This window comes from Pseudomonas fluorescens (genome assembly GCF_902497895.1).
Lineage (GTDB): Bacteria > Pseudomonadota > Gammaproteobacteria > Pseudomonadales > Pseudomonadaceae > Aquipseudomonas > Aquipseudomonas fluorescens_BP.
This window is the reverse complement of the sequence record NZ_CABVHQ010000005.1, coordinates 1-19,150: the sequence shown is the minus strand read 5'-3', so window position 1 is coordinate 19,150 and position 19,150 is coordinate 1. Positions and strand designations below refer to the sequence as shown.

The window sequence follows — 19,150 nt, the reverse complement described above, 5'->3', positions numbered from 1 at the left end:
CGGAGTCAAGCGACAGCTACGACGTCGAGAATCCGCTGGACCACCCGGTCCTGGTCGATGCCCGCGGCTTCCGCCTCGAAGGACAGGATGATGCGGTGGCGCAATACGTCGAACAGCACCGCCTGGATGTCTTCCGGGCTGACGAAGTCCCGACCGGCCAGCCAGGCGTGGGCCCGGGCGCAACGATCGAGGGCAATCGAGCCGCGGGGGCTGGCGCCGTAGGCGATCCACTCGGCCATCTCGGGGTCGAACTTGGCCGGGGTGCGGGTGGCCATGACCAATTGCACCAGGTATTCCTCCACGGCATCGGCCATGTACAACCCAAGGATTTCCTTGCGCGCGGCGAAAATCGCCTGCTGGCTGACGCGCCGCTCAGGCTTGGTTTCACCATGCAGGGCTTCGCCGCGAGCCTGCTGCAGAATGCGCCGCTCGACGGCGGCGTCCGGGAAGCCGATCTTGACGTGCATCAGGAAACGGTCGAGCTGGGCTTCGGGCAGCGGATAGGTGCCTTCCTGCTCGATGGGGTTCTGGGTCGCCATCACCAGAAACAGCGGCGACAGCTCGTAGGTGCTGCGGCCGACGCTGACTTGCCGCTCGCCCATGGCCTCGAGCAAGGCCGACTGGACCTTGGCCGGGGCGCGGTTGATCTCGTCGGCCAGTACCAGGTTGTGGAAAATCGGCCCTTGCTGGAACACGAAACTGCCGGTTTCCGGGCGATAGATCTCAGTACCGGTGATGTCGGCGGGGAGCAGGTCAGGGGTGAACTGAATTCGATGGAACTGTGCTTCGATGCCTTCGGCGAGTTCTTTGATGGCCTTGGTCTTGGCCAGGCCGGGGGCACCTTCGACCAGCATGTGACCGTCGGCGAGCAGGGCAATGAGCAAGCGCTCGATGAGTTTTTCCTGGCCGAGAATCTGCGTTGAAAGAAAGGTTCGCAGCGCAAGCAGCGCTTCACGATGTTCCATCGATGACTGTTCCTGGAGAGGGTGAGCAAAGACGTTCGAATAACGCCAGGGCTGGGGGCGTTACTTTAATCCATAGCAGGGGGTGACGACTAACGGCGATCAGGGGTTTTTCGGCATTTGTGCGGGGGATTTGTGTAATCGAAGGTTTTTTTGCATGGCAGGGAGGAAATGGTGCTCTTGCGGACGCCAGCCCTGTAGGAGCTGCCGCAGGCTGCGATCTTCTGATCTTGCTCTTCGGCATCCCCGAAACCGCCAAAAGATCGCAGGCTGCGCCAGCTCCTACGCCGACCGGGTACAACCCTGATTGATCGGTTGTACGCAACCCCCGTAGGAGCTGCCGCAGGCTGCGATCTTTTGATCTTGCTCCCGGGCCATGCTCGCGAAGCGGTTTATCAGGCCAGCTGGCTGATATAGATGCCAGTGCCTTTGAGGATGTTTTGCAGGGTTTCTTCGACTTCGGGCAGGTCCGAGGCGGCGGTACCGTGGTGGATTTCCAGATGGTCGTCGCCATTCAGGGCATCGGCATCGGCGGCGCCGATTTCGATCAACAGGCGGTCGGCGCTGAGGGTGACTTTCAAGCCATCCAGGGTCGAAGGTTCGCCGTCGAGGGTGATCTCGACTTCATCCTCGTCCGGGTAGCGGGTCATCAGGAACATCTCGCCCTTGTCGCTGTGGCAGCAGAGCATGGCCATGTTGTCTTCTTCGTCATCGCAGGGGTTGGCGATCAGGTGGGCGGTGGTCAGTTGCATGGGAAGGTTCCTGGCGCTTGAGCGCGGTGAAGGCTGACAAAGTGCAATTCTGCCAGCCCGAAGGATTTTCTGCTGGTTTGCGTTCATGAATCGTCAAACTTTCTATTTTGCGTAGCGGGTGATATCGAGAGAAAAAATAACGGATAAATGATTGTGTAGGACATTGCTGAAAGCATTTTATTCAATTGTTTTAGGGTGTTTCCGAGGGTGTTGTAGGAGGCAGTAAGGTCGTAAGAAAAAAAGAGTTTTTATCAGGTTTGTTATTGTTTTTTTACTGTCCATTGTTCATTTTATTTAAGGTGGTATTCGACTGATTCGACGGTATGGAGCGGGATTGCATGGAACAGTATTTTGCGTGGGCAGCGGAGATTAAACATCTTTGCGAAGCCGATATTGAAAGGTTATACGAGCGTTATCTGGCAGGGGAGAAAAATGCCGATCTGCTTGCCGAATACAAAATCGCCATCGAGCCTCGGGCTTTGCTCAAAGTGTTACCGCCCATTATCAGTAAAGACCTGCTGTGTCCTTACTGCGATGTCCCCATGTGGACCAAGCGACGAGCCAAAGGCACGAGCGCGACCTCGGTGCCGCCCTTCAAATGCTTGCGCTGCGAGCATCAGGTTTTTTCCGCCGGGTACTACTACGGCCGTCGTACCGCATGTACCTGTGTGGAATGTTACAAGGCCGTCCAAGCGAAGCTTGCAGCACAAGCGCAGATGAACCGCGACGAGTTGCAGAAAAGGTACGGAGCGCCTTGCCCGCCGGTGCCCTACGACAGCCTCGGCTTCGTTCAGAAATTGTCGTTGCTGGCGCTGCTTGATGTAAGGAAGTCGGTTGCCAGCGAGCCGGTCGAGTCTCTCGATTCAGCCGCCAGAGCGGAACGGCTGGCGCCCAGTGACGCGGCGTCGGAGGAGGTGCTCAAGCGCCTTCACAAGGTCGGTGTGCTGAGGGTGGATCCGGATTCGGATATCAAGGCGTTTGATCCGGCGGCCGGTTATAAAATACTCGACTATTCAAAAGTGCGTTGGTTGGCGAATGTGGCACTTTTGGATTCCGCGCGAAGTTCGCGTCAAGCGCTTTATCTGGCGCTGTATGAAGAATTGGTCGGGGTGATTCAACCCGCCTGGAAAAGTGAGCTGTATTCCCTGGTATTCGATTTGGCCAGGCAAGAGTCTATTCAGTACATTCGCCTGTTGGCCGCTGAAGTTGATTTGGTCTTTAATGCAGAGGCCCGGGCTGAGTCAGTCGTAAGTCAGTTGCTCCAGGATTTCTCCGTGAGTGAGATTTACTATTTCGCCAGGCTGGCGGTAAAGAACGCTGCGCATTTTTATGCCACTGGCAAGTCCAAAGGCCGATCCCATGCCGCCAATACCATTCCAAACAATATGCTGGGCACGGCGCAGGACGCGCTGACCAGACATTGGAGAAAGAGCGCCTATCGGGATTCCCGGGTCCCGCAATCCGCGTTGCATCGATTGTTGTATGACGTGGTGCTCAAGGACAGCGGCGCAGGGTTTTCCAAGTCTCCCGGGATCTATTGGCGTGATGAGTGGGTGCCGCGGTTTTTTTCCGCTGCTGCTGGCTCGGACCTCGCTGAGCCCATGCATCTGTTCTGCCGCGAGTGTGACTCCAGCAATATCGAGGTCAGGATGGATAAGGTCTCGGTGCAGATGCTCTGCTATGACTGTTCGACCCTGAGCAAATTTCAGGCAATTCATGATGATTGACAGCTTCGAGCCTGGCCACCGGGACAGGCTCGATCACCAGCCGTTCCACCTCGAGGGGCGCCCATGGCCCAAATTGCAGGAGCGAGCTTGCTCGCGATGGACTCGAGAGCGGCGCGTTTATTCAGAAAACAAGCGTTATCGTTAACGTCCATCGCGAGCAAGCTCGCTCCTGCATAGCCCATGGTCTGCTCATCGGTCATAGGCCTGAGCTCGGGTATTGATCTCAGCCGTGAACAATTGACCCGTTGACAGTCATTTCCAGCACTAACGCGCCCGGATTCTCCCCATAAAGCCTCTGTTTTCCTCCGCGACTGCTAGTGTTGTTCGATGCGCGGCACGCGAGTTACGTGCCGATGACCGAATATGTCGCAGCATCGCAAGCACGGGCCTTGCCGCACTGGTTAAGCTGCGCAACTGATGGATACCTGTAAAGGCATTGTCGATCTGTTCGACAGTCGTTTTTGCAGATGCCCATCGAAGAAGGTGAATGTGACCCGAACGTCTCGTCCAGCTTCACCCATCTGTACCCTGTTTCCTCTGCCCGAGAATCAGGAACAGGGTGACGGATTGCCCCGAAAGGGGTTTACACGCGACGCTTCCATCAATAACAAGCCCAAGCGGAGTACCACAGATGTCGTTCTTCACCGCAGCCAGCAAAGCCGACTTCCATCACCAATTGCAAGCGGCACTGGCGCAGCACATCAGTGAACAGGCACTGCCACAAGTGGCGCTGTTCGCTGAACAATTCTTCGGCATCATTTCCCTGGACGAACTGACCCAGCGTCGGTTGTCCGACCTCGCAGGCTGTACTCTTTCTGCGTGGCGCCTGCTAGAGCGCTTCGATCACGCGCAACCGCAAGTGCGCGTGTACAACCCCGATTACGAACGTCACGGCTGGCAGTCGACCCATACCGCGGTCGAAGTGCTGCACCATGACCTGCCGTTCCTGGTGGACTCGGTGCGCACCGAGCTGAACCGTCGCGGCTACAGCATCCACACCCTGCAGACCACTGTGCTGAGTGTGCGTCGCGGCAGCAAGAACGAGCTGCTGGAAATCCTGCCCAAGGGCACCCAGGGCGAGGGGATCCTGCAAGAATCCCTGATGTACCTGGAAATCGACCGTTGCGCCAACGTGGCCGAGCTCAATGTCCTGAGCAAGGAACTCGAGCAGGTTCTTGGTGAAGTCCGCGTCGCGGTCACCGATTTCGAACCGATGAAAGCCAAGGTCCAGGAACTGATCGAAGGCATCGACAATAGCCAGTTCGCTATCGATGCCGACGAAAAGCACGAGATCAAGACCTTCCTCGAGTGGCTGGTGGGCAACCACTTCACCTTCCTCGGTTACGAAGAATTCGTGGTCGGTGATGACCAGAATGGCGGCCATATCGAATATGACCAGAGTTCTTTCCTCGGCCTGACCAAACTAATGCGCGCCGGCCTGACCGTCGACGATCTGCGCATCGAAGACTACGCGGTCAACTACCTGCGCGAACCGACACCGCTGTCGTTTGCCAAGGCCGCCCACCCAAGCCGTGTACACCGTCCGGCATACCCTGACTACGTGTCGATCCGCCAGATCGATGCCGATGGCAAGGTCATCAAGGAATGCCGCTTCATGGGCTTGTACACCTCATCGGTGTATGGCGAAAGCGTGCGGGTCATTCCTTACATCCGTCGTAAGGTCGAGATCATCGAACAGCGTTCCGGCTTCCAGGCCAAGGCTCACCTGGGCAAGGAACTGGCGCAGGTGCTCGAAGTACTGCCCCGTGACGATCTGTTCCAGACCCCGGTGGACGAGCTGTTCACCACCGTGATGTCGATCGTGCAGATCCAGGAACGCAACAAGATCCGCGTGTTCCTGCGCAAAGACCCGTACGGCCGTTTTTGCTACTGCCTGGCCTATGTGCCGCGTGATATCTATTCCACCGAAGTGCGGCAGAAGATCCAGCAAGTGCTGATGGATCGCCTGAAAGCCTCGGATTGTGAGTTCTGGACCTTCTTCTCCGAGTCCGTGCTGGCTCGTGTGCAGCTGATTCTGCGGGTCGACCCGAAGAATCGCCTGGACATCGACCCGCTGTTGCTGGAAAAAGAAGTGGTGCAGGCCTGCCGCAGCTGGCAGGACGACTACGCGAGCCTGGTGATCGAAAGCTTCGGCGAAGCCCATGGCACCAACGTGCTGGCGGACTTCCCGAAAGGTTTTCCGGCCGGTTACCGCGAGCGTTTCGCTGCGCATTCGGCCGTGGTCGACATGCAGCACTTGCTGAGCCTGAGCGAAACCAACCCGCTGGTGATGAGCTTCTATCAGCCGCTGGGGCAGGTGTCCGGCCAGCGCGAGCTGCACTGCAAGCTGTATCACGCCGATACCCCGCTGGCACTGTCCGACGTCCTGCCGATCCTGGAAAACCTCGGTCTGCGCGTGCTCGGTGAGTTCCCGTATCGCCTGCGCCAGGTCCATGGTCGCGAGTTCTGGATCCATGACTTCGCGTTCACCGCCGCTGAAGGCCTGAACCTCGACATCCAGCAGCTCAACGACACGCTGCAGGACGCTTTCGTCCATATCGTGCGTGGCGATGCCGAGAACGACGGGTTCAACCGTCTGGTCCTGACCGCTGGCCTGCCATGGCGCGACGTGGCGTTGCTGCGTGCCTATGCGCGTTACCTGAAGCAGATTCGCCTGGGCTTCGACCTTGGCTACATCGCCAGCACCCTGAACAACCATACCGACATCGCTCGCGAGCTGACCCGGTTGTTCAAGACCCGTTTCTACCTGGCCCGCAAGCTGACCAGCGATGACCTCGACGACAAGCAGCTGCGCCTGGAGCATGCGATTCTCTCCGCACTGGACGACGTTCAGGTGCTGAACGAAGACCGCATCCTGCGTCGCTACCTGGACCTGATCAAGGCCACCCTGCGGACCAACTTCTACCAGACCGATGCCAACGGTCAGAACAAGTCCTATTTCAGCTTCAAGTTCAACCCGCACCTGATTCCTGAGCTGCCCAAGCCGGTACCGAAGTTCGAAATCTTCGTCTACTCGCCACGGGTCGAAGGCGTGCATCTGCGCTTCGGCAACGTCGCGCGCGGCGGCCTGCGCTGGTCCGATCGTGAAGAGGATTACCGCACCGAAGTGCTGGGTCTGGTAAAAGCCCAGCAAGTGAAGAACTCTGTGATCGTGCCGGTTGGCGCCAAAGGCGGCTTCCTGCCCCGTCGTCTGCCGCTGGGTGGCGGTCGCGATGAAATCCAGGCCGAAGGCATTGCCTGCTACCGGATCTTCATTTCCGGCCTGTTGGACATCACTGACAACCTGAAAGACGGCGCTCTGGTGCCTCCGGCCAACGTGGTTCGTCATGACAATGATGACCCGTACCTGGTGGTGGCGGCGGACAAGGGCACTGCGACCTTCTCCGACATCGCCAACGGCATTGCCATCGACTATGGCTTCTGGCTCGGCGATGCGTTCGCCTCCGGCGGCTCGGCCGGTTATGACCACAAGAAAATGGGCATCACCGCCAAGGGCGCGTGGGTCGGCGTACAACGCCACTTCCGCGAACGCGGGATCAACGTCCAGGAAGACAGCATCACCGTGGTCGGCGTCGGCGACATGGCCGGTGACGTGTTCGGTAACGGCTTGCTGATGTCGGACAAGTTGCAACTGGTCGCAGCCTTCAACCACCTGCACATCTTCATTGATCCGAACCCGGAGCCTGCCAATAGCTTCGCCGAGCGTCAGCGTCTGTTCGACCTGCCGCGTTCGGCCTGGTCCGACTACGACACCAGCATCATGTCCGAAGGCGGCGGGATCTTCTCCCGCAGCGCGAAAAGCATCGCGATTTCCCCGCAGATGCAAGAGCGCTTCGACATCCAGGCCGACAAGCTGACCCCGACCGAACTGCTCAACGCCTTGCTCAAGGCACCGGTGGATCTGTTGTGGAACGGCGGTATCGGCACTTACGTGAAAGCCAGTACCGAAAGCCACGCCGATGTCGGCGACAAGGCCAACGATGCGCTGCGAGTGAACGGCAACGAGCTGCGCTGCAAGGTGGTGGGCGAGGGCGGTAACCTCGGCATGACCCAACTGGGTCGTGTCGAATTCGGCCTCAATGGCGGCGGCTCCAACACCGACTTCATCGACAACGCCGGTGGCGTGGACTGCTCCGACCATGAAGTGAACATCAAGATCCTGCTCAACGAAGTGGTGCAGGCTGGCGATATGACCGAGAAGCAACGTAACCAGTTGCTCGGCAGCATGACCGATGAAGTCGGCAACCTGGTACTCGGCAACAACTACAAGCAGACCCAGGCACTGTCCCTGGCGGCCCGTCGTGCCTACGTGCGGATCGCCGAATACAAGCGTCTGATGAACGACCTCGAAGGCCGTGGCAAGCTCGATCGCGCCATCGAATTCCTGCCACTGGAAGAGCAACTCAACGAGCGCGTCGCGGCGGGCCATGGCCTGACCCGTGCCGAGCTGTCGGTGTTGATCTCCTACAGCAAGATCGACCTCAAGGAAGCGCTGCTCAACTCCCAGGTGCCGGACGATGCGTACCTGACCCGCGACATGGAAACCGCGTTCCCGCCGACCCTGGTCAGCAAGTTCGCCGAAGCCATGCGTCGTCACCGTCTGAAACGCGAGATCGTCAGCACCCAGATCGCCAACGATCTGGTCAACCACATGGGCATCACCTTCGTTCAGCGCTTGAAAGAGTCCACGGGCATGAGCCCGGCGAACGTGGCCGGTGCTTATGTGATCGTGCGCGACATCTTCCACCTCCCGCACTGGTTCCGTCAGATCGAAGCCCTGGACTATCAGGTATCGGCGGATGTCCAACTGGAGCTGATGGACGAGCTGATGCGTCTGGGCCGTCGGGCTACCCGCTGGTTCCTGCGCAGCCGGCGCAACGAGCAGAACGCTGCCCGTGACGTCGCACACTTCGGTCCGCACCTGGCGGCGTTGGGCCTCAAGCTCGACGAACTGCTGGAAGGCCCGACCCGTGAAGGCTGGCAGACCCGTTATCAGGCGTATGTCGCCGCCGGTGTACCGGAGTTGCTGGCGCGCATGGTTGCCGGTACGACTCACCTGTACACCTTGCTGCCGGTCATCGAAGCCTCGGACGTTACCGGTCAGAACCCGGCGGACGTGGCCAAGGCCTACTTCGCAGTGGGCAGTGGGCTGGACATCACCTGGTACCTGCAGCAGATCAGTGCGCTGCCGGTGGAAAACAACTGGCAGGCCCTGGCTCGCGAAGCGTTCCGCGATGACGTTGACTGGCAACAACGGGCGATCACCATCTCGGTCCTGCAAATGGGCGACGGCACCCAGAGTGTGGAAACACGCCTGGCGCTGTGGATGGCCCAGCACGACGGCATGATCGAACGCTGGCGCGCCATGCTGGTGGAAATCCGTGCCGCCAGCGGCACCGACTACGCCATGTATGCAGTGGCCAACCGTGAGCTGCTGGATCTGGCGTTGAGCGGTCAGGCGGTGATTGCTGCCACGCCGGAGCTGGCGAAGAGCGATCAAGCGGTGGCTGCTGCCACTGCCTGATTGAGTGCTGAATGAAAAAGCCCCGTATCGAGAGATGCGGGGTTTTTTTTGTTGCTATGGTTTGGATTGGGTGGGGTGCCGCAAAGATCGCAGCCTTCGGCAGCTCCTACACTGACCGCGCACACCCGGGATATTGCGAATGTATACAAATCCTGTAGGAGCTGCCGAAGGCTGCGATCTTTTAGTAGCTACACCGCAATTACTTCTTCAACGGCGTCAGCACCTCGTCCTTCTCACCCATCAATATGAACACCAGCAACTTCGCCGGCTTGGTGGCGCTGGCATTGGCCGATACCGGGTGCCGGGAGCCGGCCGCTTCGTACCAGGATTCGCCGGCCTTGTAGGTGATGGCTTTTTCATCGTTGACCTGGGAGGTGACCTCACCCTCCAGTACATAGGCCATCGCCGAGCCCTGGTGCATATGCGGCACGCTGGCCTGGCCCGGGGCGTAGTCGACGGTGAGCATCATGGCTTTCTGGCCCGGTGCGTTGCTCAGTTGATGTTCCTGCAGGATGTTGAGCTTTTCCTTGCCGTCGACCGGGTCGTGGGCCACGGCATTGAGGGAGGCCAGCATGGCCAGGCCGGCGAAGATCGAGGTCGCGAAGTTCATGATGGGTACCTTTACGTGGTTGGAGGCGTGATGCTCGGGAAAGACAGTCAGTGATTGAAATCCAGACGGCTGGCCACTCGGTTGTCGATCAGCTCGATAAACCCTTGCAGCGCTGGCAGTGCGAAGTGCGATTCCATGGATTGGCGGGTCTGCCAGTGACCGCTGACGATCCACCCACCCGCAATGACCGGGCACGGCTGCACGCTGTAGTCGAGGCAGCCCGGGGCTTCACGGACCGCTTCGGCAATCCGCGCCAGGTGCAGGCCAAGCTCATCTGAACGGCCGTGGACGGCCTGGATCCGGACGGTATTGATCGCGCTGCCGGGCATGGCGGGTTCTCCTGTTGCGGGCTTGGGAGTTCGTGAGGAGAAGAGTAGGGCTGCACTCTTTCAACACCAATAGCCAATCCGCGGGAAAACCACTGAGCCAATCAGGCGATCTGTTTGAGAATATCCCTGACCTTGTCCAGCGCCGGGTCGATGTCCAGGGTTTCGATCGCCCCGAAACCGATGAACAACCCGCTCTTGGCCGGCGTGTCGTGGAAGAAACTGTCCAGCGGGTAAAGCCCGACTTCGACTTTTTTCGCCAGCTCGACCAGCAACGGGATATCCACCGCCACCTTGCACAGCGCCGCCATGTGGAAGCCGGCAATCGACGGCACGACCTCGAACCAGGGCGCCAGATCGCCATTCAGGCGCTTGAGAATGTGTTCCCGGCGACTGGCGTAGACCGTATGGCAACGGCGGATGTGCTTGAGCAGATAACCCTCGGCAATAAACTTGGCCAGCGCCCATTGCGGCAGGGTCGAGGTGTGACAGTCGGTCAACTGCTTGGCCCTGATCACGGCGTTGAGGATCGCCGGTGGCAGCACCGCATACCCGAGCCGCAACTCCGGCAGCAGGGTTTTCGAGAAGGTCCCGACGTAGGCGACCACGCCCCGGGTGTCCATGCTTTGCAGGGAATCGGTGGGACGGCCCGCATAGCGGAATTCGCTGTCGTAGTCGTCCTCGATCACGATCGCGCCCAGCACGCGAGCCCGCTCCAGCAGCGCTTCACGGCGCTCCGGGCTCATCGGCATGCCAAGGGGAAACTGGTGCGATGGAGTGACGTAGATCAGCCGTGTGCCGTCGGGAATCAGCTCGACCTGGATACCTTGGGCGTCCACCGGCACCCCGACCACTGTCGCGCCCTGGGCGGTGAACAGCAGCCGCGCCGGGGTGTAGCCGGGATCTTCCATGGCCACCAGGCTGCCCGGTTCGATCACCACCCGGGCGATCAGGTCGAGGGCTTGCTGGGCGCCGTTGCAGACCACGATATCGTCGTCATGACAGGCCACGCCACGGGAAAACGCGACATGCCCGGCGATGGCGCTGCGCAAGGCTGGCAGGCCTTCGGGCTGGCTGTAGAAACCGGCGCTCAAGGCGATCCGGCGCAACGCGTCCTGGGTGCAGCGCCGCCATTCTTCCTGGGGGAACTGATTGCGGGTGGTCGCGCCGCCGATGAATTCGCAACGCAAGGTGCCTTCCAGGGTGGGGTGGCGCAAGATCGCCGGCAGGTTCTGCCACTTGTCCAGGCTCTGGGCACAGGCCAGGTCCGCGGCACTTTGCTTGCGCTCGGCCTTGGCCGCGCGAGCGTTGACGAAGGTGCCACGACCGATCTTGCCGATCAGCAAGTTTTCATAGCTCAGCAGCGCGTAGGTGTCTGAGACTGTCTTGCGCGAGACCCCCAATTGCTCGGCCAGCAGGCGGCTGGGCGGCAGCTGCGCACCGGCGGCCAGACGGCCGGATTCGATGGCGCCGCGCAGTTGCTGGTACAGCTGCTCGGCCAGGTCCTTGCGGCCCTTGATGACGACATGAAGTTCCATGGGCAGTCCTGAAGGCGGTCGGTCGTGTGCAAGGTTACTCGCAACAAGGCTGTTGGTGTAGCTCGCGGGGGTTGGGTGGTCTGGGCAAAAAACCGCTGATTGGCTATAGGGTGTCGGGTCCTTGGGTCGTAGGCTTTGAGTCATGGAATGTCAGCCTGAGGTCATGCCCATGGAACCCCGCCTGGATTACTACACGGCCTCGCCGCAAGCCCTCAAGGGGATCCTCATGCTCGAGGCGGCGACCTTTGGCCTGTCGATTGAAAAGCCGTTGCTGGAGCTGATCAAGATTCGCGTCTCGCAGCTCAATCAATGTTCGTTCTGCACCGACATGCATGCCGTCGAGGCCCGCCGTCAGGGCGAAACCGAGCGCCGGTTGTACGCCATCAGCGTCTGGCGCGATTCACCGTTTTTCAATGCTCGGGAAAAAGCCGCGCTGGCCTGGAGCGAGTCGGTGACCCTGCTGCCGACTTCCAATGTGCCGGACGAGCTGTACACGGCGCTACGGGCCGAGTTCAGCGAGCGCGAGATGGTCGACCTGACCGTGGCGGTGGCCACCATCAATTGCTGGAATCGGCTGGCGGTGGGGTTTCGGCAGCAGCCCACGAACTAGGTTGTCTGGGCCATCGCTTTCGCGAGCAAGCCCGCTCCCACAGGTCTTGCGCAATCCATGTAGGAGCTGCCGCAGGCTGCGATCTTTTGATCTTGATCTTCGACGGTCTTCAAATCGCTAAAAGATCGCAGCCTGCGGCAGCTCCTACGCCGACCACGTACGTCCGCAATTTCGCAGGTGTAGGCGAATGCCCTGTAGGAGCTGCCGCAGGCCGCGATCTTTTGAGGCCTCTCGCCACACCCCTGCATTCAGTTCTACACTCGGCGGTCCATTCGACGTTTCAAGGACGAACCACCATGCCCGCCACCGACCCCACTATTACCATCGAACGCTTCAGCGAAGCCCATATCGACGGCATCACCGCGCTCTACAACGATCCCGCGGTCGCCCGCCAGGTGCTGCAAATGCCATTTCAGACCCGCGAGGTCTGGCGCAAACGCATTGCCCCGGACAACGAGCGGCTGTTGCAGTTGGTGGCCGTGCATCAAGGCGCGGTGATCGGCAATTGCGGTCTGGAGCAGTTTTCGCGGATCCGCCGCAGCCATTGCGGCAATATCGGCATGGCAGTCGCGGTGGCCTGGCAGGGCAAGGGCGTTGGTTCGACATTGCTCGCCGCGGCGCTGGAGGTGGCCGATAACTGGATGAACCTGCAGCGACTGGAATTGACGGTGTACGCCGACAACGAAGCCGCCATCGGGCTCTACCGCAAGTTCGGCTTCGAGACCGAAGGCCTGCTGCGCGACTATGCCGTTCGCGACGGCGGCCTGGTCGATGCGCTGAGCATGGCGCGCTTGCGCCGTACGCACTCAGTCTCCTGAGTCAGTCGTCCAGGGCAAACGCCACCGCGGCCCGGGCATGCAGCTCGGTGGTGTCGAGCAGGGGCAGCAGACTGTGTTCGGGTTTGATCAGCAGGCTGATTTCCGTGCAACCGAGGATGATGGCCTGGGCGCCGCGTACGGCCAGGGATTCGATGATCCGCTGGTAGGTTTCTCGCGAGCGGTCACTGATCACCCCGACACACAACTCGTCGTAAATGATCCGGTGCACAGCGTCGCGCTCGGCGGCCTCGGGCACCAATACGTTCAACCCCTGGGCGGCCAGACGCTGCTTGAGGAAGTCCTGCTCCATGGTGAACGCGGTGCCGAGCAGGCCGACGGTCATGGCGCCGGCATCCACTGCGGCTTGCGCGGCGGGGTCGGCGATGTGCAGAAAAGGCACCGATATCGCTGCCTCAATCTGCTCGGCCACTAAATGCATGGTGTTGGTACAGAGCACCACGCATTCGGCGCCGCCCGCCTCGAGTCGCTGGGCGGCGTCCACCAGAATCAGCGCCGCATCGTCCCAGCGTCCGGCATGCTGGGCTTGTTCGATGGGGCCGAAGTCGACGCTGTACATCAATAATTTTGCCGAACGCAACGGTCCCAGTCGATCCCGCACCCGCTGGTTGATGATCCGGTAATACTCGGCGCTGGACTCCCAGCTCATACCGCCGATCAGGCCGATGGTGCGCATGCTGTTCTCCTGTTGATGGCAACGCTATATCGAGGAAAATGTCCTGAAGGGAAACATTCTCCATGGGCCGCTTACAGTGCCGGTGATTGCCGATCAATTCCATCCTCGGTTGAGGGCCTGCGCTGGCGGGTCATAGACCCAACGGGTTTTAGTCATACGCGGCGGGTCGGCATCTGCCATGATCAATACCTTGCAGTCATGCTTCACCCAAGGAACATCGCGATGGACGACGTAAAGCAACTGGGCGAAATGCTTCGCCACTACGCAGAAAGCGAAGCGCACAAGAAGCAGGTGTTCGAGACCCAATCGGCCGATTGGGCGGTGCGCATCGGTAAACTGTTCGATCAGATCGAACAGTGGCTGGAACCGGTGAAAAGTCCGAACCTGCTTGAAGTGAGCCGCGAGGCTTATGTCGCTTGCGGGCCGAACGTGGTCGTCGAAACCTCACCCTTCAAAACCGAGAAACTGACGATTCAGATCGCCGGCAAACCGGTGGAATTCGTGCCCGACGTCATGGGTGCTGGCGGTTTGATCTCGCTGGCGGTGATGGGCCTGACGGCCGCCCGCTATGGCAGCATCTCGCTGGTGTGCCAACCGCCGTCGAGCGACTGGCAATGGCGCAAGACCAACGGTCTGAAAGACCCGGATACCTTTGCCTTTGATGCGGATTTCCTGGCGCAGCAGTTGCAGAGTCTGATTCCGCGGGAGCGCGGGTAAGTATTCAGGCCGGTGCGAGCTTTTGTGGCGAGGGGGCTTGCCCCCGCTCGGCTGCGAAGCAGTCGTAAATGCGGCAACCGGGTTTTTTTCAGATAGAACTCGGTTTCAGGCTTTGGGACCGCTTCGCGCTCCAGCGGGGGCAAGCCCCCTCGCCACAGGATCGTGTCTTACTTTAGATTTCCACATTCCCCCAACCAACCTTCACCCCCTCGGGCGCCACGGCCCTGATGGACTTGCCCGTCGCCAATTCCACCCAACGCGCCACCTCCGGGTCATCCGCAAATGGGATCAGGCTCGCCTCGTCGAGGCTTTCGGGCGACTGATTCCTCAAGCAATACTCCACCGACAGATACAGGCACACCACACCCAGTACATCCAGTGCGATTTCAATCATCTCAAACCCCTTGCCTAAGCAATCTGCGCTTCACTTTCGACCATTTTCAGATCCGCGACCCGCACTGTGCGCCAGGTGTTGTAGGCCATCAGCAGCATGCCGCCGAGAAAGGTCACCCCGCCAGCAAAGCGCACCACGAACCCCGGATGGCTGGCCTGCAGGGCCTCGACGAAGGAGTAGGTGAGAGTGCCGTCGTCGTTGATCGCCCGCCACATCAAGCCCTGGGTGATGCCGTTGACCCACAACGAGGCGATGTACAGCACGGTGCCGATGGTCGCCAGCCAGAAATGCAGGTTGATCAGCGCGATGCTGTGCATCTGCTCGCGGCCGAAGACTTTCGGGATCATGTGGTACAGCGAGCCGAAGGTGATCATCGCCACCCACCCCAGAGCGCCGGCATGCACGTGGCCGATGGTCCAGTCGGTGTAGTGGGAGAGGGCGTTGACCGTCTTGATCGCCATCATCGGCCCTTCAAAGGTCGACATGCCGTAGAACGCCAATGACAGCACCAGAAAACGCAGGATCGGGTCGGTGCGCAATTTATGCCAGCTCCCGGAAAGGGTCATCATGCCGTTGATCATCCCGCCCCAGCTCGGTGCCAGCAGGATCAAGGACATCGCCATGCCCAGCGATTGCGCCCAGTCCGGCAGTGCGGTGTAGTGCAGATGGTGCGGTCCGGCCCAGATGTACAGGGTGATCAGCGCCCAGAAGTGCACGATGGACAAACGGTAGGAATACACTGGCCGTCCGGCCTGTTTCGGCACGAAGTAATACATCATCCCGAGGAAGCCGGTGGTCAGGAAGAAGCCCACCGCGTTGTGCCCGTACCACCACTGGACCATGGCGTCAGTGGCCCCGGAATACACCGGGTAAGACTTGAACCAGTCCACCGGGATCGCCAGGTGATTGACCACGTGCAGCATGGCGATCACCACGATGAACGCGCCGAAGAACCAGTTGCCGACGTAGATATGTTTGGTCTTGCGCTGCACCACGGTAGTGAAGAACACAATGGCATAGGCGACCCAGACCACCGTCATCCATACCGCGCCGGAGAATTCGATCTCGGCGTATTCCTTGGTGGTGGTGTAGCCCAGCGGCAAGGTGATCAGCATGATGGTGACCACCGACTGCCAGCCCCAGAAGGTGAAGGCGGCCAGCTTGTCGGAATACAGTCGTACCTGGCAGGTTCGTTGTACCGCGTAATAGCTGGCGGCGAACTGCGCGCTGCCGGCAAAGCCGAAAATCACCAGGCTGGTGTGCAGCGGACGCAAGCGACCGAAGGTGGTCCACGGCAGGTCCAGGTTCATTTGCGGCCAGACCAGTTGCGAGGCGATCCATACGCCCATCGCCATCCCGATAATGCCCCATACCACTGTTGCCACGACGAATTGGCGGACCACCTTGTAGTTATAGGCTTGTCCGGTTGCTGCTGTGCTCATGGTCAATTCTTCCACGGTTGCAAAGTCTTGCCAGGCCACCCGGTCTGACATGCCATGAACTGTAGAAAGTAGGGGAGAAACAAAACAGACTCAGAAAAACCGCATTAATGCGGATCAGATAAAATGGCCTGCCAGTAAAGCTCAGCAGGGCGCTGATATGGTTTTTTAATCTTTATCTGAATCTGTAACGTGCTGAGCCGCAGGTCCATAGTCACCACCACACAAGAACGTAGCAGCTGCCGAGCCCGCGAGGCTGCGTTCGGCTGCGAAGCAGTCGTATGGCCCGAGCATGCGGTGTGTCTGTCATACCGCGTCTTCTGGATTGCGAGCGCTACTCGAACGCAGCCTCGCGGGCTCGGCAGCTGCTACGTGATGTGTGAGTTGGGTCAGCACTGATGAGGTAGGACCATGTACCACTATGATGACTATGACCGTGCCTTGGTGTTTGAGCGGGTCGCGCAGTTTCGCGATCAGGTCGAGCGTTTCATGGGCGGTGAGTTGAGCGAGGAAGAGTTCCTCCCGCTGCGGCTGCAGAATGGCCTGTATATGCAAAAACACGCCTACATGCTGCGGGTCGCGATCCCTTATGGCACCCTCGGCGCCCGGCAGATGCGTACCTTGGCGAGCATCGCCGGGGATTACGATCGCGGCTACGGCCACTTCACTACCCGGCAGAACATGCAGTTCAACTGGATCGAACTGGCCCAGGTGCCTTCGATCCTCGAACGCCTGGCCGAAGTGGAAATGCACGCGATCCAGACCTCCGGCAACTGCGTGCGCAATATCACCACCGAAGCCTTTGCCGGGGTCGCCGCCGACGAATTGCTCGACCCGCGGCCCCTGGCGGAGATCCTGCGCCAGTGGTCTACCGTCAACCCGGAATTCCTGTTTCTGCCGCGTAAATTCAAGATCGCCATCTGCTCGGCGGAGCAGGATCGGGCGGCGATCATGATGCATGACATCGGCCTGTATCTTTATCGTGACGTTGACGGGCAAATGCTCCTGCGCGTGATAGTCGGTGGTGGTCTGGGGCGCACACCGATCCTTGGTTTACAGATTCGCGAAGGCCTGCCCTGGCAGCACCTGTTGTCCTATGTCGAGGCTGTGTTGCGGGTCTACAACCGCCATGGTCGGCGGGACAACAAGTACAAGGCGCGGATCAAGATTCTGGTCAAGGCTCTGGGTATTGAAGCTTTTGCCAGGGAAGTTGAAGAAGAGTGGCAACACCTCAAGGACGGTCCGGCACAGTTGACCGACGTCGAGTACGAGCGCGTGGCCAGTGCCTTTGTGCCGCCGGCCTATCGCGCATTGGCCGATACCGATCTGGACTTCGGCACCCGTCTGAGCGAGAACCCGGCCTTCGCCCGCTGGGTCTCGCGCAACGTGCAGCCGCACAAAGTGCCGGGCTACAGCAGCGTGGTGCTCTCGACCAAACCTGGCATCAGCTCTCCACCGGGCGACGTCACCGCCGAGCAGATGGAAGCCGTTGCCGACTGGTCCGAGCAGTTCGGCTTTGGCGAAATCCGCATCGCCCATGAACAGAACATTGTCCTGCCGGATGTGCCCAAGGCCGACCTCTATGGGCTCTGGTGCCTGGCCTGTGAACAGGGCCTGGGCTGCGCCAATATCGGCTTGCTGACCGACATCATCGCCTGCCCCGGCGGTGACTTCTGCGCCCTGGCCAACGCCAAGTCGATCCCCATCGCCCAGGCGATCCAGGCGCGTTTTGACGATCTGGATTACCTGCACGACCTGGGGGAAATCAGCCTGAACATCTCCGGCTGCATGAACGCCTGCGGCCATCACCACATCGGCAATATCGGCATTCTTGGCGTCGATAAAAACGGCAGCGAGTGGTACCAGATCACCCTCGGTGGTTCCCAGGGCAAGAACAGCGCCTTGGGCAAGGTCATCGGCCCGTCGTTCAGCGCGGCCGAAGTGCCGGAGATCATCGAGCGCATCATTGCCACCTTCGTTTGTTATCGGGAAAGTGAAGAGTCGTTCGTCGACACCTTGCAGCGCATTGGCCTGGAACCCTTCAAGGAAGGGGTCTATCCGAAGGCTCTGGAGGTGTCGGCATGAACAACCTGCTGCGTTTGCAAGAGGGTGTGCCGCGGGTGGTCAATGACGATCGCTGGACCCTGATCAGGGAAATGGCCGTCGATCTGCCCCCGGGGCCGCTGATCCTGCCGCTGGCGCTATGGCTGAGCCGCCGAATCGAGCACAACCCAGCCCAGGACTCGGTCTGGTTAGGTCCGGACGACGAAGTGGAAAGCCTCAAGCCGTGGTTGACTCTGTTGCCGCTGATTGCCCTGGATTTCCCGAGTTTTCGCGACGGACGCGCCTACAGCCAGGCCTATCTGCTGCGCACCCGCTTCGGCTGGCAGGGTGAGTTGCGGGCGATTGGCGATGTCCTGCGCGACCAGCTCAGCCACATGCGCCAATGCGGTTTCGACGCCTTTGCGGTGCGTGAAGACAAATCCGCCGAAGACGCGCTCAAGGGCCTGGCCGGGATGAGCGTGTTGTATGGCCGCTCGGCGATTGAGCCGCGACCGTTGTTTCGCCGACGTTAGGAGGCCTGTGGCGAGGGAGCTTGCTCCCGCTGGACGGTGAAACCGTCCTAAAGCCGCCCCCCAGACCGAACGCGTCAGTCAGATTGCAATTGCTACACCCGAGCGCGGACCGGCCAGCGGTAGCAAGATTCCGATGGATGCGCCTGGCGCAATCAGTTGATTCGCACATGCTTCGAACGGGCGGATGTCCTCGGTCGGCGTAGGAGCTGCCGATTGCTGCGATCTTTTGGGGACGCCGCAAATGCAGGATCAAAAGATCGCAGCCTGCGGCAGCTCCTACAAGGGGGATTGTGTGCACCCATCCCATTGCGGGTGCACGCGATTGGCGTAGGAGCTGCCGATAGGCTGCGATCTTTTGGGGCCGCCGCAAATGCAGGATCAAAAGATCGCAGCCTGCGGCAGCTCCTACAAGGGGGATTGTGTGCACCCATCCCATTGCGGG

The 19,150-nt window shown here is 60.0% G+C and carries 15 protein-coding genes; 7 read left to right on the top strand and 8 right to left on the bottom strand.

Annotated features, from left to right (window positions below; genetic code table 11):
• Positions 1-5 precede the first annotated feature (5 nt).
• Both F8N21_RS03730 and F8N21_RS03725 read right to left on the bottom strand, forming a co-directional pair.
• Complete coding sequence (locus tag F8N21_RS03730; RefSeq protein ID WP_150640839.1) at positions 6-965, bottom strand: AAA family ATPase; 960 nt, start codon at positions 963-965, stop codon at positions 6-8.
• Positions 966-1,357: 392 nt separating this feature from the next.
• Complete coding sequence (locus F8N21_RS03725) at positions 1,358-1,714, bottom strand: hypothetical protein (protein ID WP_150640838.1); 357 nt, start codon at positions 1,712-1,714, stop codon at positions 1,358-1,360.
• Between the two features lie 338 nt (positions 1,715-2,052).
• Between F8N21_RS03725 and F8N21_RS03720 the strand changes: the two genes are divergently transcribed.
• Positions 2,053-3,441, top strand: coding sequence for a hypothetical protein (locus tag F8N21_RS03720; RefSeq protein WP_150640837.1), 1,389 nt, complete (start codon positions 2,053-2,055; stop codon positions 3,439-3,441).
• A gap of 631 nt (positions 3,442-4,072) precedes the next feature.
• Positions 4,073-8,986 carry an NAD-glutamate dehydrogenase gene (locus tag F8N21_RS03710; protein ID WP_150640835.1) on the top strand — a complete coding sequence of 1,638 codons (4,914 nt, stop codon included), beginning with the start codon at positions 4,073-4,075 and terminating at the stop codon, positions 8,984-8,986.
• 199 nt (positions 8,987-9,185) lie between these two features.
• Here F8N21_RS03710 and F8N21_RS03705 read toward each other — a convergent pair whose 3' ends face one another.
• From F8N21_RS03705 to F8N21_RS03695, 3 genes are all read right to left on the bottom strand, one after another.
• Positions 9,186-9,596 carry a cupin domain-containing protein gene (locus F8N21_RS03705; protein ID WP_150640834.1) on the bottom strand — a complete coding sequence of 137 codons (411 nt, stop codon included), beginning with the start codon at positions 9,594-9,596 and terminating at the stop codon, positions 9,186-9,188.
• A 47-nt stretch (positions 9,597-9,643) separates the two neighbouring features.
• Positions 9,644-9,925: a putative quinol monooxygenase gene (locus tag F8N21_RS03700; protein WP_150640833.1), complete on the bottom strand. Its 282-nt coding sequence runs from the start codon at positions 9,923-9,925 to the stop codon at positions 9,644-9,646.
• 101 nt (positions 9,926-10,026) lie between these two features.
• A complete protein-coding gene (locus tag F8N21_RS03695) occupies positions 10,027-11,460 on the bottom strand; it encodes a PLP-dependent aminotransferase family protein (RefSeq protein WP_150640832.1) in 1,434 nt (477 codons plus the stop codon).
• 169 nt (positions 11,461-11,629) lie between these two features.
• On the opposite strand from F8N21_RS03695, the gene F8N21_RS03690 reads away from it, so the two are divergent.
• Together F8N21_RS03690 and F8N21_RS03685 are read left to right on the top strand one after the other, a co-directional pair.
• The gene (locus F8N21_RS03690; protein ID WP_150640831.1) at positions 11,630-12,070 is read left to right on the top strand and encodes a carboxymuconolactone decarboxylase family protein; all 441 of its coding nucleotides are present in this window, start codon (positions 11,630-11,632) and stop codon (positions 12,068-12,070) included.
• Between the two features lie 296 nt (positions 12,071-12,366).
• On the top strand, positions 12,367-12,888 hold the full coding sequence (locus F8N21_RS03685; protein WP_150640830.1) for a GNAT family N-acetyltransferase: 522 nt from the start codon (positions 12,367-12,369) through the stop codon (positions 12,886-12,888).
• Position 12,889: 1 nt separating this feature from the next.
• Here the strand turns inward: F8N21_RS03685 and F8N21_RS03680 are convergent, their stop codons facing one another.
• Positions 12,890-13,582: an aspartate/glutamate racemase family protein gene (locus F8N21_RS03680; protein WP_150640829.1), complete on the bottom strand. Its 693-nt coding sequence runs from the start codon at positions 13,580-13,582 to the stop codon at positions 12,890-12,892.
• Positions 13,583-13,804: 222 nt separating this feature from the next.
• Here F8N21_RS03680 and F8N21_RS03675 point away from each other — a divergent pair, with 222 nt between their 5' ends.
• Positions 13,805-14,299 (top strand): hypothetical protein, encoded by a 495-nt coding sequence (locus tag F8N21_RS03675; RefSeq protein ID WP_150640828.1) that lies wholly within the window; start codon positions 13,805-13,807, stop codon positions 14,297-14,299.
• A gap of 172 nt (positions 14,300-14,471) precedes the next feature.
• Here the strand turns inward: F8N21_RS03675 and F8N21_RS03670 are convergent, their stop codons facing one another.
• Positions 14,472-14,693 carry a cbb3-type cytochrome c oxidase subunit 3 gene (locus F8N21_RS03670; protein ID WP_150640827.1) on the bottom strand — a complete coding sequence of 74 codons (222 nt, stop codon included), beginning with the start codon at positions 14,691-14,693 and terminating at the stop codon, positions 14,472-14,474.
• A gap of 14 nt (positions 14,694-14,707) precedes the next feature.
• Positions 14,708-16,135 (bottom strand): cytochrome-c oxidase, cbb3-type subunit I, encoded by a 1,428-nt coding sequence (gene ccoN, locus F8N21_RS03665; protein WP_150640826.1) that lies wholly within the window; start codon positions 16,133-16,135, stop codon positions 14,708-14,710.
• A 408-nt stretch (positions 16,136-16,543) separates the two neighbouring features.
• On the opposite strand from ccoN, the gene F8N21_RS03655 reads away from it, so the two are divergent.
• Positions 16,544-18,217, top strand: coding sequence for a nitrite/sulfite reductase (locus F8N21_RS03655; RefSeq protein WP_150640825.1), 1,674 nt, complete (start codon positions 16,544-16,546; stop codon positions 18,215-18,217).
• A complete protein-coding gene (locus tag F8N21_RS03650) occupies positions 18,214-18,708 on the top strand; it encodes a DUF934 domain-containing protein (RefSeq protein WP_150640824.1) in 495 nt (164 codons plus the stop codon). The genes F8N21_RS03655 and F8N21_RS03650 overlap by 4 nt, the downstream gene beginning before the upstream one ends.
• Positions 18,709-19,150: the final 442 nt, after the last annotated feature.